We start from the raw sequence: 14,455 nt of genomic DNA, 5'->3' as shown, positions 1-14,455 counted from the left end.
TTGTGGAGAGCCCGGTGCATTGAGAGGTGCCCGCCGGGTTCGGGAAGCGGTCCGGGGAAACGGTCCGGTCGAAAGGCCGGAACCGCGCCCCGGGCCGACTTTCACCGACCGGCCACACACACGCTCGTAGCGTTCATCGACGAGCACCGGGACCGCTTCGGCGGCGTCGAGCCGATCTGCAGGACGCTCACCGAGCACGACTGCAAGATCGCCCCTTCCACCTACTACGCCCACCACAAACGTCGGAGCACGCCGTCGGCCAGGACCGTGCGGGATGCCGAACTGAAGAAACAGATCAGCGAGGTCTTCGAGGCCAACTACCACGTCTACGGGGCGAGGAAGATCTGGCGTGAGCTGAACCGGCAGGGCCGCCGCGTGGCCCGCTGCACCGTCGAACGCCTGATGCGCGAACTCGGCATCGCTGGGGCGGTCCGTGGTAAACGCGTGATCACCACGCTGCCCGGCGGGCAGGCCGAACGGGCGCCGGACCTGCTGGACCGCGACTTCGTCGCTGCCGCCCCGAACCGCTGCCGGGTCGCGGACTTCACCCACGTGAAGACCTGGGCCGGTGTCGTCTACGTCGCCTTCGTCGTGGACACGTTCTCCCGCCGGATCGTCGGCTGGTCCGCGGCCACCGTGAAGGAAACGGTCTTCGTCCTGGACGCCCTTGAGATGGCCGTGTGGCAACGTGACCGCGACCAACACCCAGTTCAGCCAGGCGAGTTGATCCACCACTCGGATGCCGGGTCGCAATATACGAGTTTCCGGCTCGCCGAGCATCTGGACGCCGCCGGCATCGCCGCCTCGATCGGATCGGTCGGCGACGCCTACGACAATGCCCTGATGGAGAGCACGATCGGCCTGTACAAGACCGAGCTGATCAAGCCCCAACGGCCCTGGAAGTCGCTCTCCCAGGTCGAGTTGGCCACCGCAGAGTGGGTCGACTGGTACAACCACCGCCGACTCCACGGTGAGATAGGGCACGTTCCGCCCGTCGAGTACGAAGCCAACCACTACATGGAATCCACGAAACCCCAGGTCACAACCATAATCTGAGATCTCTATCGAACCCGGGGCGATTCAGTTGTAGTTCAGGGCGAGTTCGCGAGCCCGGCGTCTGCGATGATGCCCGTTGGCGTCGGCCTGGTGATGTCGTCGCCAGCGTGACCACCACAGTCCGTGGGCGGCCCGACCGTGCTCGGGTGGGGGCGGCGGGTGGATGAGCGTAAGGAGCTTGCGGATCTCGGCGGCGGTGTAGGGGATGAGCTGTTCGGGGCTGATGATGTCCTCGTGCTCCCCCCTTTGGGCTCCTCATCAGGCTCGTCACCGCTGAGGGCTTCCCGGAGCGGTGCGGGGGCGTCGGCGTCGTCTGTGGCGGCCTGTACCGCCAGGAATGCGGCGGCCAGCATCGACAGGGTGATGTGCCGGTACCAGCCGTGCCAGTGGCGCACCTCGTAGTCGGCCAGCCCGCACTGATGCTTGCCGAGTTTGATCGCGTCTTCCACCCGCCAGCGCGCGCCGGCGACGTGGGCCAGGTGTTCCGGCGGGGTGCCGGACGGGCCCCAAGCCAGGTAGTAGTCGAGGTCGTCGGGCGTTTCGGGGCGGCGTCGGGCGATCATCCATCGGCTCGGCCAGGGCTGCCCCCGCACCGCGCTGCCCACGGGCTCCTCCGGGTCGGCGATCCGGCGGACCCACCACTGCCACCAGCGGGAGCCGGTCTGGCTCGGGCCGGCTTCGATCAGCTGCCACTCGCTGTCGTCCGCGGCGGCGGCCAGTTTGTCGATACGCCGCCAGCCCGGTCGGGGCAGCACTGTTTGGGCGCTGGAGACGTTGACCACGTACGGCAGTTGGCGGCTCTCGGCGAAGGAGCGGAAGCCGCCGTCACGGCCGTAGACCTCGTCGGCGGCCAGCCAGGTGTTCTCCGCAAGCTCGGGGAGAATCCGGTCGATCATCTTCTCGGCGAGGCGGGGTTTGGTGGCGAAGCCGACGGTCTCGGGCACCTGCGCAGCCGCGCACCGCTCGCGATCGCCTGTCCAGACTTGCGGCAGGTAGATCTCCCGGTCGACCAGGGTTGCCCCGCGGGTGGTGGCCCAGGCGGCGAACACCCCGATCTGGCAAGGAAAGACGCCGCCGAGTGAGCCGGTGAACTGCCGGGCCACGCCGACGGAAGTCTTGCCCTTCTTGGCGAACCCGGTCTCATCGATGACCAGCACCCCGCCCGCGCTGTCGGCCAGCCCGTCCAGCGCATACCGGCGGACGCCGTCGCGCAGCTCATCGACGTCCCACTTCGCCCGGTCCAGTAAGTGCTGCTGCCCGTCGGGGCGCCGCCAGCCGGCGTACTCGGCCAGCTGCCAGCCATTCTTGCGGGAGACCGGGCCCAACAGCCCGCGCACACACGCCTTCGCCCGCCGCCGCAGATCCGCCCGGGGAAAGACGTCGCCGACCTGCTGCAGCAACTCCTCCAACTCAGCATCACACTCGGCTACTTGTGCCACATCGCCGGACCAGTCGTCCATAACAGGGAGTTACCCTGTGAACCTGATCGCCGAACTACAACTGAAGGGCTAGCCTGTACGCAGCGGCCACGAACGGCCTACACGAACGGCTGAGGGCCCCGCCCCCGTACGGGATGCTGTTGGTTAATTCGGGCCTGGTTGCTTCGCCCCGTCGTTATGCGGCGGGGCGGAGTGCTGTCAGGGGGCTGGTGCGGGTGCGGGCTCTTGGTGTGCCGGTGAGCCAGGCATTGATGCGGATGAGGTTGACGGCGGCGCCGGTGAGCTGGTGCTGGAGACTGGTCTTCGCCAGGCCGCGGTAGCGGGTTCTGCGCAGGCCGCAGGCGTTCACTGCTTGGGAGATGGTGCCTTCAACGCCGGCACGGATCTTATAGCGGTCCTTCCACCCGTCGGTCGCCTGGAGCTTTCGCGCCTGCTGGAGTGCTTCATATTCGTCGCGGGGTCGGAGGTTGATCTCCCGCCGCCGAGGCTTGGCGGAGTTGACGCATTCCCGCAGCTGGGGACAGGTGCCGCAGTCGGCCGGAGAGAACCGGACCCGGATGGTCGGCAGTCCCTCCTCGGAGTTGCGCTGGGCCCATTGCGTACTGACAACGCCGTTCGGGCAGGTCACGTGCTGGTTGTCCCAGTCGATGGTGAACGCGTCCTGGCCGAAGGCGGCATCGCCGCGGGCGTGCGGCACGGTCACCGCTTTCAGCGGTCCGTGCAGGTCGACCCGATGGTCACGGCCGGCCGTCACCAAGGCGCCACCGTTGGCATAGCCGGTATCCACCCAGTGCTCGCCCGGCAGCAGATCCCGCCGGGCGAGTTCTGCGTGGACCGGGGCGGCCATCCGGTCGTCAGAGACACTGCCCAGGGTGGTCACCACGCCCGTGACCAGATGCGGGGTGTCGTCCTCACACGTCTCGGTGAGGTGGACCTTGTAACCGTCCCAGTTGATGTCGCGCTTTCCGCCGGTGCGAACTTCCAGGTCATAGGGGGTCACCAGGCGCATCAGGCCCGGTGGCCGGTCTTTTGGGTCCCGGCGGGCCACCTCCCCGTCAACCAGGTGGAAGTACTGCACCCACACCTGCCGCAGCACCTCGACTTCCGGCAGTTCCCGCAGGCCCGGTGGCGCGTCCTGGGCCCAGACGTTCCGCAGCAGGTGCATGCCGTCGTCGCCGACCCGCCGATACGTCTGGTCCCGGCGAGACCGGTCCTTGGGGAAACGGGAGTCCTCGGCCCGGGTGGCGTAGTGCTTGAACCATTCCGGCCGGGCGCACGCGCTCAGCCGGCCCGGCTCGGCCAGAGCTACGGCATTCAGCGCGGAGCGCAGGGTTTCCGCGACCAGTTCCAGCTGGTTCAGCTCGCGCACCGCGGACAGCACGTGGGTGGAGTCGGTCCGTGCCCGGCCCCGGGCGGTGATCAGTCCCTGTCGCCGGGCGGCCGCCAGGACCGTGTCCAGGATCTCCCGGCCGCCGTCGGCTCCGACGAGCCGGTCCCGGAACTCCGAGAGCACCGAGTAGTCGAATCCGGCATCGGCCAACTCCAGCCCGAGCGCGTACTTCCAGTCGATACGAGCCCTCACCGCCTCCGCGGCCTGCCGGTCGGTCAGCGCCTCCACGAACTGCAACACCAGCACCATCGCCAGTCGCCCCGGTGACCAAGCCGGTTTCCCCCGCGCAGGAAACAGGCCGGCGAACTGCTCGTCGCTGAACAACGACCCCAGTTCGTCCCGCACCCGGATCGCCAGGCTCCCTTTTGGGAACGCGGCCCGCGCCACCCGCACCGTCTCCGCCGGGATCTCCCCAGACCCCTTCGGCTGCATCGACATCCGCACCCACCCCATACGACAACGTCGGCCTTCAAGACCACAACCGGGTCTTGAAGGCCGACGTCACGCACAGGCCCGAATTAACCAACAGCATCCCCCTGACGGGGGCGGGGCCTTTGCCATCCCCAAAGGGTCTGCGGTGCTCACCACTTCGACGCCCGCGGCTGGGCTCGGCCGTCTCCCCTACCCTCGTTCCCAGGCCCTCATGGAGGCCCTCATGGGAACGCCATGGGAACGGAAGGCCATGTAAGGATGAGGAAGGACCAGACAGGGCGGGAAGGCCGAACTTCGCTGACCAGTAGGAACAGTGAATCCCGGGGAGGATCAACACAGACAGGGACAGTAAGGCATCTGGCGGGCCACCGGCAGCCTCGGCCATCTCACCGCCGACGACCGCTTCGTCCGCGCCGCCCGCCGCATCATCGCCCTGTGGCGGGTCGAGCAGGACCACGAGAACCGCTCACCGTACGAGTTCCGGCGCCTCGGCGACGACGCGTTCGACTCGCTGCCGCGCGGCGGCCGGGGCGCGCCGGTCGCGCCCACCGGCATGACCTGGTCCGGCTTCCGCCCCAGCGACGACCGCTGCCACCACGGCTACCTGGTCCCGTCCAACGCCATGGCGGCCGTCGCGCTGAGCGGTCTCGCCGAGCTGGCGACGGCGATCGGTGACCCCGGCCTCGCCGCCGACGCCACGGCCCTCTCGGCCGAGATCGCCACCGGGGTGCGTACGCACGGGGTGACCGCAGGGGCAGACCCGACGGTGTACGCGTACGAAGTCGACGGTCTCGGCGTGCAGTTGCTGATGGACGACGCCAACATCCCGAGCCTCCTCTCGCTGCCCTACCTGGGCTGGTGCGACCCGGGCGAACAGCTCTACCTGCGCACCCGCGAGTTCGTCCTCAGCGACGCCAACCCCTACTACTACGCGGGCAGTTCGGCGTCCGGCATCGGCAGCCCGCACACCCCGCCCGACCACATCTGGCCGCTCTCCCTGACCATGCAGGCGCTGACCAGCGACGACGAGGCCGAGCGGACCCGCCTCGCGGAGCTGCTGCTGCGCACCGACGGGGGCACCGGCTCCATGCACGAGAGCTTCCACGTCGACGACTCCGCGACCTTCACCCGCCCCTGGTTCGGGTGGGGCGACGCCCTCTTCGCCGAGCTGCTCCTCGACCTCACGGGACGCTCGACGGCAGCCCTGCACCCTCGCCTGTCCACCACCGAACCGCCCTCACGGTAAGGACACTTCCGACCTCCCGGCGCCGGCGGTCGCTACGATCTGCGGCGTGTGCGCAAACATTGTGGTCGCCGAAGACGACGCGAAGCAGGCCGAACTGGTGCGCCGCTACCTGGAGCACGAGGGTCACGCCGTCACGGTCGTCGAGGACGGCCGGACGGCTCTCGAGACGGTCCGGCACCAGGAACCCGACCTGGTCGTCCTCGACGTGATGATGCCCGGGGCCGACGGTCTCGACGTCGTACGGATCCTGCGCGCCGAACGCCGGGAGGTGCCGGTGCTGATGCTGACGGCCCGCAGCACCGAAGACGATCTGCTGCTCGGCCTCGACCTCGGCGCCGACGACTACATGACCAAGCCGTTCAGTCCGCGTGAACTCACCGCCCGGGTAAGGACGTTGCTTCGCCGCAACCGGCGCGGCCCCGACCCGGCTCCGGCGACCGTACCCGCCCCCGCTCCCGCCTCGGAGCCCGAAGCGGCCCCGGACGACGAAGTGTTGACGGTCGGCGCGCTCAGGGTCGATCCCTCGCGGCACGAGGTGTCGGTCGCCGGGACGCCCGTCGAGTGCACGCCCGGTGAGTTCCGTATCCTCGCGGCGATGGCGGCCGAGCCCGGCCGGGTCTTCACCAGGGCACGGCTCCTGGACGAGCTGCACGGCTTCGACAAGTACATCAGCGGCCGGACCATCGACGTGCACGTCATGAACCTGCGCAAGAAGATCGAGCGCGCCCCACGACGGCCGGCCCGCCTCATCACCGTCTTCGGCGTCGGCTACAAACTCACGGACCCCGCGAAGAACGTGCGCCATGCGTCGTCCTGACAGGGGAGGTGCGGCGGGGGCCGCCCGGCTGCCGCTGCGCAAGAGCCTGGCGGGGCGGCTGTTGACCGTGACGGCGCTGGTGGCCTCGTGCTCGGTCGCCGCGACCGCCTGGCTGGCCGTGCAGACGACCTCCGTCGCGATCCGCCAGGAGCAGGGGCAGAACCTCAAGTCCGACGCGAAGATCTACAACACCCTCCTCGGCTACGCGGCCACCCACCCCGACTGGGACGGCGTCGACACCACCGTGCGAGATCTGGCCCTGGAGTCCGGGCGCCGGATCGTGCTCACCACGCCGGGCCGACGCCCGTTGGTGGACTCGGCCGACTCGCGCTCAGCGGGCGGCGGTTCGTCCGACGATCTGCTCGCTCAGCAGGCCTCGGCGGTCGTGGATCCACGCTCCGTCGACACCGTGCTGGTGCCCGACGCGGCCAAGGCCGGCGCCGACCGCGTCGATCCACGGGCCGTGGGGCCCTTCCGGCTGCCCGCGAAGGAACACGACGCACTGCGGAAGGCCGCCGCCGGGAGGGTGGAGTGCCTCAGCCAGATGGGTATCGCCGCCGACGTCGTCGAGAGCCCGGGCGGACGGCCCCGCGTCCAGTTCGTGAGCGACGAGACCGAGGGGGGGACCGACAGCGTCACCGACCGTGACATGGAGGCCAAGTGCTTTGCGTCCTACCCGGTCGGTCCCACCGCGACCGAGCGGAAGGCCCTGAGCGCCCTCAACCAACTGGCTGACGCCTGTCTGAAACGACAGGGTCGCACCGCCGTGAAACTGAACCTGGACCTGTCCTGGGACCGGAGTTACGCATACGGGCGGGACGACGCGGTCTCCGGCGCCGAGGACGGCCTCAGCGATCGGGAGGCAAAGGCCCTGGCCGCCAAGAAGGCGGAGGACGCCGCGACGGCCGAACGCAAAGCGGCTTCCGGCGGCGCACTCGACTACGCCCCCGCCGAGATCCGCGACAGCGCGTACGACCGGGCCGTGGCCAACTGTGTCGAAAGCGCCCGCCGGGAACAGCTCACGGGCTATGTCGCCGAGCCCGCACTCCTGTTCATCGACGGCCCCGGTGCCGCCGGCGTGCCTGGCTTCGACCTCTCCCGCGCCAACACCGCACGCATCGCCGGTGTCACCGCCCTGGTCCTCGCCCTCACCGTCGGCGCCTCGGTGCTCGCCGGAGCCAGGCTCGTACGCCCGTTGCACGCGCTCACCGGCGCCGCCCAGCGCATGCGGGAGGGCCTGGACGCGACGCCGGTGCCCGTGCCCGTCGTCTCCGACAATGAGATCGGACGGCTGACGGCGGCCTTCAACGACATGGCCGCGCACCGGGCCCGCCTGGAGGAGCAGCGCAAGGTGATGGTCAGCGATGTCGCCCATGAGCTGCGAACGCCGCTGAGCAACATCCGGGGCTGGCTGGAGGCGGCCCACGACGGACTGGCCGTGCCGGACCCCGCGTTCGTCTCCTCGCTCCTGGAGGAGGCGGTGCAGCTCCAGCACCTCATCAACGACCTCCAGGACCTGGGCGCGGCCGACGCGGGCGCCCTGCGGCTGCACCGGAAGCCGGTACGGATCGACGAGCTGCTCGGCCAGGTCGCCGCCGCGCACCAGGGGTTGGCCGAGACGGCGGGCGTCACCCTCACGGTCCTGACACCGCCGCCGGGCACCCCTCACCCACCGCTCCTCGACGCCGACCCCGTACGGCTGCGGCAGACCGTCAGCAACCTGCTCTCCAACGCGGTGCGCCACACCCCGGCCGGCGGCACGGTGACCCTGCGCCGGTACGTCACCGACCCGGGGGACGAGCTCGCCGTGGAGGTGTCCGACACCGGCAGTGGCATTCCGGCGCGCGACCTCCCGTACGTGTTCGACCGTTTCTGGCGGGCGGAGAAGTCCCGCAATCGCAGCACCGGCGGCAGCGGCCTCGGCCTGGCGATCGTCCTCAAGCTCGCCGAGGCCCACGGCGGCACGGTGGACGTGGCGAGCACGGAGGGGGAGGGGGCCACCTTCACCCTGCGGCTGCCGACAGCCGAGTCACGGAAGCCGGAGGGCCCCGGTCGACCCTGATGGGATGACGACAGCGCTCTGACAGTTTCATCACAAGTGGCCGTCAGGGTGAAGCCATGCCCGGAACCTGGTGCGGATCGGCAACCAGGAACGACCAAGCCGGGCTGGAACTGGAGCCCTCACATGTCCCGCCGTCTCACCCTGCGCCCGCTGCGTATCGCTGTCCTGACCGGCGTCGCGGCCGGCGCGCTGCTCGTCCCGGCCACCGCGGCCTTCGCCACCGGCCCGACTCCGACGCCGGGCGCGACCGCCTCGACCCCGGCCGACAAGGAGGCCCTGGCGAAGAAGAAGGCCGAGGACGCCAGGACGCTCAAGGAGGCCGAGGCCCGGAAGGCCGCCGAAGCCCAGAAGGCCGGAGGCAAGGACTACCCGCGTGGCGGTGTCGCCGCGGGCGAGGCCCCCGCCCAGGACGACAACACCGGCACGCTCATCGGTTCGGCCACCGGCGCGCTGCTGCTCGCGGGCGCCGGCACCTACGTACTGCGCCGCCGCACCACCGCCCGCCGCGAAGGCTGACCCGGCAGCACGACCTCTCGTACGAAACGGTGGCGCCGCCCTTCACCAGGCGGCGCCCTGTGCGTTCCGGCGAACCCTCGCACCCTGTTCTGGAGCCCGAGTTGCCCCCTGCACACCGTCCGGCCCTGTCCCGGGCCCGCCTCGCGACCCTCACCCTGTTGACCCTCGTCACCCTGCTCACCGGCTGTTCGTCCGGCCCCGACCCGACGGTCCGGGTCGCCCCCACCGCCCCCGCCGCCGCGTCGGGCGCTCCGAAGTCCGAGCGGCCTGCGGCCGACGCTCCGGCGGCCCCTGCCGAGGTGGCCGTTCCCTCCGTGGGGATCACCAGTTCGCTGATGGAGTTGGGCCTCAACACGGACCGGACGGTCCAGGTCCCGCCGGCCGAGGAGGGGATGACCGCGGGCTGGTACACGGGCGGTGCGGTGCCCGGTGAGATCGGCGCGGCCGTCATCATCGGCCACAACGACACCCGCTTCGGCGAGGCCGTCTTCCACGACCTGAAGAAGATCAAGGAGGGTGCGGACATCACCGTCACCGACAAGACGGGAAAAGCCCTCCACTTCACCGTCACGGCCACGGAGAGCGTCGCCAAGAACGCCTTCCCGACGGAGAAGGTCTACGGGCCGACCCAGGAACGTGCTCTACGGCTCATCACGTGCGACGGCGACTTCGACGCGCAGGGGCACCCTGTCGACAACCTCATCGTGTACGCGACAGCGAGCTGAGGGCCGTACCTGACAGCCTCATAGCGCACCCTGTTCACCAGGGGAAACGGGGTGTGTGGCTCATAGCAGGAGTCGGGGTGAGGTAAGCGGCGGCGGTCAGAGGACGGTGCCGTGCAGGGCGCGGCGGTCCCCGGACATCGCGTAGCGGCGGGCGGCGAGGCCGTGTTCGAGGGGCTCGCCGATCTGCTCGCACAGCAGCGCCATGACGCCGGTCGCCGCCTCGGTGTCGGACAGGTAGGCCGGCGCGACTTCGAGCATCAGCTCGCCGATCGCGTGCGCGCTGGCGGAGAGGTCGTCGGTGAGCTGGCGCCCCGCGGCGACTACGGGATCCGCCGATGGATCGACGGGTGGCGGAGGCGGGGCGATGCGGACGTCGCGGACGGCCTGGCGGACCACCGCGCGCACCGTCGGCTCATCGAGGGCCTGGAGGCCGCTGTGGGCGAGCGCGGCGAGGCGCCGGGTGATCAGCTCCGCGACGACGTCCGTGCGGCCGGAGACGGCGATCAGGGCGCGCTGGGACAGTCCGTAGTCGAGCGCAGCCGCGGCCGGGTCGGTGTCTCGCGTGCGAAACGTCTCGGTGCCGGCGGCGACGGTCCCGTGAATCGCGGCCAGGGCGCGGGCGACGTCCAGGAGCCGGTACGCCTGCGCGCGACTGATGCCGAACTCCGTCTCGCAGTACGCCTCCCAGCTCGGGTGACCGAGGGGTGTCCAGACGCGGGCGGCGTGCGCGTCCCGGACCCGGATGGCGAGCACCGCCACGGAGCGCCGGACGTCGTCCATCGCCTCGCGCAGCCCGGCCGTCACCTCCCGGGCCTGCGCGGCGTTGAGCGGCGGCCGCGCCGGTTCGGCGACGTCGCCCTGGTCGTGGTCGTGCTCGCCCATGCCTCCATCGTCCTGCGCGCCGGCGGGCCGGTCCAGGGCGTACGGATCCATCACCTAGCCAATGCTGCTCCTTATACCTGACAGCCTCTCTGACCGCGCTGCTGGGCCGGACGCGCGCCGCAGTCCTCCATGCCATCGCCACGCATCCCGGATGCAACACGGCCGAACTCGCTGCTGTTCTGGGCATCGGCCCCTCCGGCGCCAGCCAGCACGCCACCGTCCTACGACAGGCCGGACTGGTCACCACTCTCCGGCACCGCAACAGCGCGGTGCACACCCCCACCAGCACCGGGCTCAGCCTCCTCATGCTGCACAATTGAAGACCGCCGCAGGCCCCAACAAGAGGGTGCCACCCTGCGAAGGTGGCGGCAGAAGCACCCCGACGCAACTTTCGCAGGACAGCGCGGCAGCATGCCTGGACAGCGCAGCTGGGATCGAAAACACGCTCTAACAACTCGACTGCTGCGAGCGGGAGTTGAAGCATCCATGGGCTCGGTCGGGGACAGCTACGAGGTGAGTCGGCGGCGGGAATCTCACCCACCGCCGCTCTCAGAACCGTGCGTGAACCTCGCGACTCACACGGCTCCCATTGTTGAACCAGTAGGCAACGCGCCGTGCTTCCAGTGAGCAAACATGCCCGGGAATGCTGAGGCGATCTCAGCCAACCTCCTCCGGGGCGTTGTCACGTTGTTGGGTATGTGGGTGCCTGATGGCGTGTCGGGGCGTGGTGGGGCCCGGGTGCCGGCCTGTGGTCAGGCCATGGTGGGCCGGCTGGCAGCGCCGGTGATCTGGTCCCAGATGGCGAAGCGGATGGTCATTTCGGCTCGGTGTTGGGATGCGGTCATCAGGTGGCGGTGGGGTCGGAAGTGGGGTGAGATGCCGCTGAATGCGGACAGGAACTGCTGAGCCGCGCCGACGGAGCGGAAGCCCTTCATCGCGCGTTCGCGTTGCCTGGTGGGCTGGTGGGAGTTCTCGGCCCGGTTGTTCAGTCCCTTATGGGAGCGGTGCTCCACCGAGTGCATGACCTCGCGGTGGGCCGCGCCGTAGGAACGCAGCTTGTCGGTGACGATCACCCTCGGCACCGCCCGGGTCTTCTTCATCAGACGACGGAAGAACCGTCTGGCCGCCGCCTTGTCCCGCCGGTTCTGTACGAGGATGTCGAGCACGTTGCCGTCCTGGTCGACGGCCCGCCACAGGTACTTTCGTACCCCGTTGATCTTGATGAACACCTCGTCCAGATGCCACTTGTCGCCGGGCCGGGTACGGCGGCGGCGCAGTCCGTTCGCGTAGGCCTGGCCGAACTTGGCGCACCAGCGGCGGATCGTTTCGTGGGAGACGATCACGCCGCGCTGGAGCATCAGCTCCTCGACCTCGCGGTAGGACAGAGGGAAGCGGAAATACAGCCACACGCAGTGGGAGATCACCTCGACCGGGTACCGGTGACCCTTGTACGCCGACGGCACAGGCGACACCAGCGATCCCCTCCCAGCATGATCAACACAGAGATCATCCCACCCAGTCAGCCAACGTGACAGTGCCTGCCTCAGTGCACAGCTCTTCGCCCACCATGACCGACCACTACCGTCCCTAACCCATGGGGGACTACGGGCCGGGGCCGCCCCGACCAACAGCACCACGGTCACCGTGCACGACACCCTCACCTGCACCCGTAGCGAGGTCTTCCCCGCCGGGAGCAGCTACCCTCCCATCACTCTGAAGGTCGACGTCTCCTGCAGGGCCCACGCCCAGGTGACGAACACCGCAACGGCCACCGGGGGCGGCGACACCACCACCCGCACCGCCACCGACCCCACCAAGATCAAGCGCCACGAGCACGACGAGCGCTGCGAGCGTCACGACCACTGGTAACCCAACCGGACTGTGCCAACGGCGGGGCGCGTCCACCAGGACAGCCCTGCCGTCAAGCACGCGCTGCTGATCAGTAGCGGGAGCTCCGCGAGCGCCAAGGCCGACAGTGGTAGGAAACAGTCACACAGATCGTCCACCGGTCGGCCCACCAACCAAGACCACTACAGCCCTGGACGGGCGGACCGGTTCGGAAACAGGCACGCCTGGGCGCACTCGGCTCGGGACGGTATGCCCAGGTCATGATCGAGCGACGTCCGTATCCGAGTGATCTGTCCGATGCCCGCTGGGAGTTGATCGAGCCGGTTCTGAGGGCCTGGCGCTTCGAGCGTCGCGGCCGGGCCCTGGACTTCGGACGTCCGCCCGGGCATGAACTGCGCGAGATCATGAACGCGATCCTCTATGTGGACCGCACCGGGGTGCAGTAGCGCTACCTGCCGCACGATTTCCCGCACTGGGAGACGCCGACCGCAGGAGCTTGGAAACCGGCTGTGAACTGCGACGATTCATAGGCTACTTGTCCGTGACGGTGTGTTGGGGCCCTGTGGCAGCTCGTCCGGGTGGTCTCGTGGGACGGCCCCTCCGCCGGGACGGTGGACGGGGTTCAGCGGGTGGGTGGGACGAATTCAGGCTGGTCGAGCAGGCGCAACCAGCTTCCGTCAGGCTGGCGCCGGACGACCTGCGCCCGGGCGCCAGCCCCGTCCTTCGGCGGGGTCGAGGTGAGGGCGATATCGCCGCTGACCAGCGTCGGCAGCGGTTGTTCCGGTTCGAAGCGGGGGCGATTGGCCAGCACCTTCTCCCAGAGCACACGGATCGCCTCTCGGCCCAGCGTCTGGTCGCCGGGCGGGTAGGCCATCACCGCATCCTCTTCGTAGAGGGCGGCGACCCCGGCCGCGTCACCGGCGTTGGATCGTTCGATGAACAAGCGGGTGATGTCTTCGGGCCGCATGGCCTTCTCATATCCCGGCATGAGTTCCTCCTGACGTCGGGCTTCAGTGCTTTCCCAGCGTGGTCGCCCACCGATCAGAAGTCCAACAGATGGATCTACTGAGAACTAGAATCTGTAGTCATGGATCTGAGGCAGCTGGAATATTTCGTCGCAGTCGCGGAAGAGCAGAACTTCACTCGTGCAGCCGAGCGGGTGCACATCAGCCAGTCCGGCGTCAGCGCCCAGATCCGCCAGCTGGAACGTGAACTGGGTGCCGAGCTGTTTGACCGGTCAGCGCGCGCCGTCACCCTTACTGTTGCGGGAAAAGCCGCGCTCGAACACGCCCGCGCCACGCTCGCCGCGGCTGGGGCGGTCGGCCAGGCAGTGAGTGAGGTGACCGACCTGATCAAGGGTCGGCTCGCGGTCGGGATGGTCATCGGCTGTACCGTCACACCGTTGTTCGACGCTCTCGCCGCATTCCATCGGGCGCATCCTGGTGTGGAGATCTCGCTGCTGGAGGACAACTCCGACCGGCTTGTCGAGCGGGCGCGGGCCGGCACCATCGACCTGGCTCTCGTCGGGACCGCGACGGCCACTCCCGATGGGCTGGACGCGATGACGATCATCAGCGAGCGACTCGTCGTAGGAGTTCCCGCTGGACACCCCTTGGCGAAACTGCGGCGGGTCACCCTGCGCGACGTTGTCGCCCACCCGATCGTGTGCATGCCACCTGGCACGGGTCTGCGCACAGTATTCGACCATGCCTGCGCCGCACAGGGCCTCCAACCCACGATCGCGCTGCAAGCCGGCGCAGCGGAGGCCATTGCCCACCTCGCTGCCCGCGGACTCGCCGTCGCTGTCCTCAGCGACTCAATGGCCGCGAGCCATCGCGACTTGCTCACCGCCCGCGTCATCGACGATGTCGAGGCACCCGCCGTGCTGGCCCTGATCTGGAAGAGCACGCACAGCCCCGCGGTGCGTGAGTTGCTCGTGCACTGTCGGCAGGCATTCATCAAACGCGACCCCGGGTAGCAGGAAAGCCCTTCAGCATCCGATGCGGGTTTGGCTTACTTGGGCTGCGCCGGCAGACGGGCTG

Annotated in this window: 14 protein-coding genes and 1 pseudogene; 10 read left to right on the top strand and 5 right to left on the bottom strand. The window is 69.3% G+C overall.

Annotation, left to right across the window (positions count from 1 at the left end; all coding sequences use genetic code 11):
- Window positions 1-1,056, top strand: coding sequence for an IS3 family transposase (locus OG568_RS59220; protein WP_329538202.1), 1,056 nt, complete (start codon window positions 1-3; stop codon window positions 1,054-1,056).
- A gap of 35 nt (window positions 1,057-1,091) precedes the next feature.
- Here OG568_RS59220 and OG568_RS59215 read toward each other — a convergent pair whose 3' ends face one another.
- A complete protein-coding gene (locus OG568_RS59215) occupies window positions 1,092-2,465 on the bottom strand; it encodes an IS701 family transposase (RefSeq protein WP_329538201.1) in 1,374 nt (457 codons plus the stop codon).
- Between the two features lie 205 nt (window positions 2,466-2,670).
- Window positions 2,671-4,323: an IS1182 family transposase gene (locus OG568_RS59210; protein WP_329534780.1), complete on the bottom strand. Its 1,653-nt coding sequence runs from the start codon at window positions 4,321-4,323 to the stop codon at window positions 2,671-2,673.
- 349 nt (window positions 4,324-4,672) lie between these two features.
- Here OG568_RS59210 and OG568_RS59205 point away from each other — a divergent pair, with 349 nt between their 5' ends.
- The 5 genes from OG568_RS59205 to OG568_RS59185 all read left to right on the top strand — a co-directional run bounded on the left by OG568_RS59205 (window position 4,673) and on the right by OG568_RS59185 (window position 9,683).
- Window positions 4,673-5,563, top strand: coding sequence for a glycoside hydrolase family 125 protein (locus OG568_RS59205; RefSeq protein ID WP_329538322.1), 891 nt, complete (start codon window positions 4,673-4,675; stop codon window positions 5,561-5,563).
- A gap of 46 nt (window positions 5,564-5,609) precedes the next feature.
- Window positions 5,610-6,380 (top strand): response regulator transcription factor, encoded by a 771-nt coding sequence (locus OG568_RS59200; protein ID WP_266637142.1) that lies wholly within the window; start codon window positions 5,610-5,612, stop codon window positions 6,378-6,380.
- Window positions 6,367-8,442 (top strand): sensor histidine kinase, encoded by a 2,076-nt coding sequence (locus tag OG568_RS59195; RefSeq protein ID WP_329538200.1) that lies wholly within the window; start codon window positions 6,367-6,369, stop codon window positions 8,440-8,442. The genes OG568_RS59200 and OG568_RS59195 overlap by 14 nt, the downstream gene beginning before the upstream one ends.
- 123 nt (window positions 8,443-8,565) lie before the next feature.
- Entirely contained in the window at window positions 8,566-8,958 is a 393-nt protein-coding gene (locus tag OG568_RS59190; protein WP_266592076.1) for a hypothetical protein, read from the top strand.
- A 101-nt stretch (window positions 8,959-9,059) separates the two neighbouring features.
- Window positions 9,060-9,683, top strand: coding sequence for a class F sortase (locus tag OG568_RS59185; RefSeq protein ID WP_079072870.1), 624 nt, complete (start codon window positions 9,060-9,062; stop codon window positions 9,681-9,683).
- A 96-nt stretch (window positions 9,684-9,779) separates the two neighbouring features.
- Here the strand turns inward: OG568_RS59185 and OG568_RS59180 are convergent, their stop codons facing one another.
- Entirely contained in the window at window positions 9,780-10,616 is an 837-nt protein-coding gene (locus OG568_RS59180; protein ID WP_329538321.1) for a hypothetical protein, read from the bottom strand.
- Between the two features lie 26 nt (window positions 10,617-10,642).
- On the opposite strand from OG568_RS59180, the gene OG568_RS59175 reads away from it, so the two are divergent.
- A complete protein-coding gene (locus OG568_RS59175) occupies window positions 10,643-10,885 on the top strand; it encodes an ArsR/SmtB family transcription factor (RefSeq protein WP_329538320.1) in 243 nt (80 codons plus the stop codon).
- Between the two features lie 432 nt (window positions 10,886-11,317).
- On the opposite strand, the gene OG568_RS59170 is transcribed toward OG568_RS59175, so the two are convergent.
- Window positions 11,318-12,040, bottom strand: coding sequence for an IS6 family transposase (locus OG568_RS59170; protein WP_329538276.1), 723 nt, complete (start codon window positions 12,038-12,040; stop codon window positions 11,318-11,320).
- A gap of 169 nt (window positions 12,041-12,209) precedes the next feature.
- On the opposite strand from OG568_RS59170, the gene OG568_RS59165 reads away from it, so the two are divergent.
- Together OG568_RS59165 and OG568_RS59160 are read left to right on the top strand one after the other, a co-directional pair.
- On the top strand, window positions 12,210-12,434 hold the full coding sequence (locus OG568_RS59165; protein ID WP_329538199.1) for a hypothetical protein: 225 nt from the start codon (window positions 12,210-12,212) through the stop codon (window positions 12,432-12,434).
- Window positions 12,435-12,673: 239 nt separating this feature from the next.
- A pseudogene (locus OG568_RS59160) lies at window positions 12,674-12,856 on the top strand (transposase); the annotation flags it as partial.
- Between the two features lie 179 nt (window positions 12,857-13,035).
- Here OG568_RS59160 and OG568_RS59155 read toward each other — a convergent pair.
- The gene (locus OG568_RS59155) at window positions 13,036-13,401 is read right to left on the bottom strand and encodes a YybH family protein (RefSeq protein WP_329538198.1); all 366 of its coding nucleotides are present in this window, start codon (window positions 13,399-13,401) and stop codon (window positions 13,036-13,038) included.
- Between the two features lie 99 nt (window positions 13,402-13,500).
- Here OG568_RS59155 and OG568_RS59150 point away from each other — a divergent pair, with 99 nt between their 5' ends.
- Window positions 13,501-14,391 (top strand): LysR family transcriptional regulator, encoded by an 891-nt coding sequence (locus tag OG568_RS59150; RefSeq protein WP_329538197.1) that lies wholly within the window; start codon window positions 13,501-13,503, stop codon window positions 14,389-14,391.
- Window positions 14,392-14,455: the final 64 nt, after the last annotated feature.

The sequence above is a fragment of the Streptomyces sp. NBC_01450 genome, from assembly GCF_036227505.1.
GTDB lineage: Bacteria > Actinomycetota > Actinomycetes > Streptomycetales > Streptomycetaceae > Streptomyces.
The sequence above is the reverse complement of the archived record's forward strand: the minus strand, read 5'-3'. Positions and strand labels throughout refer to the sequence as shown.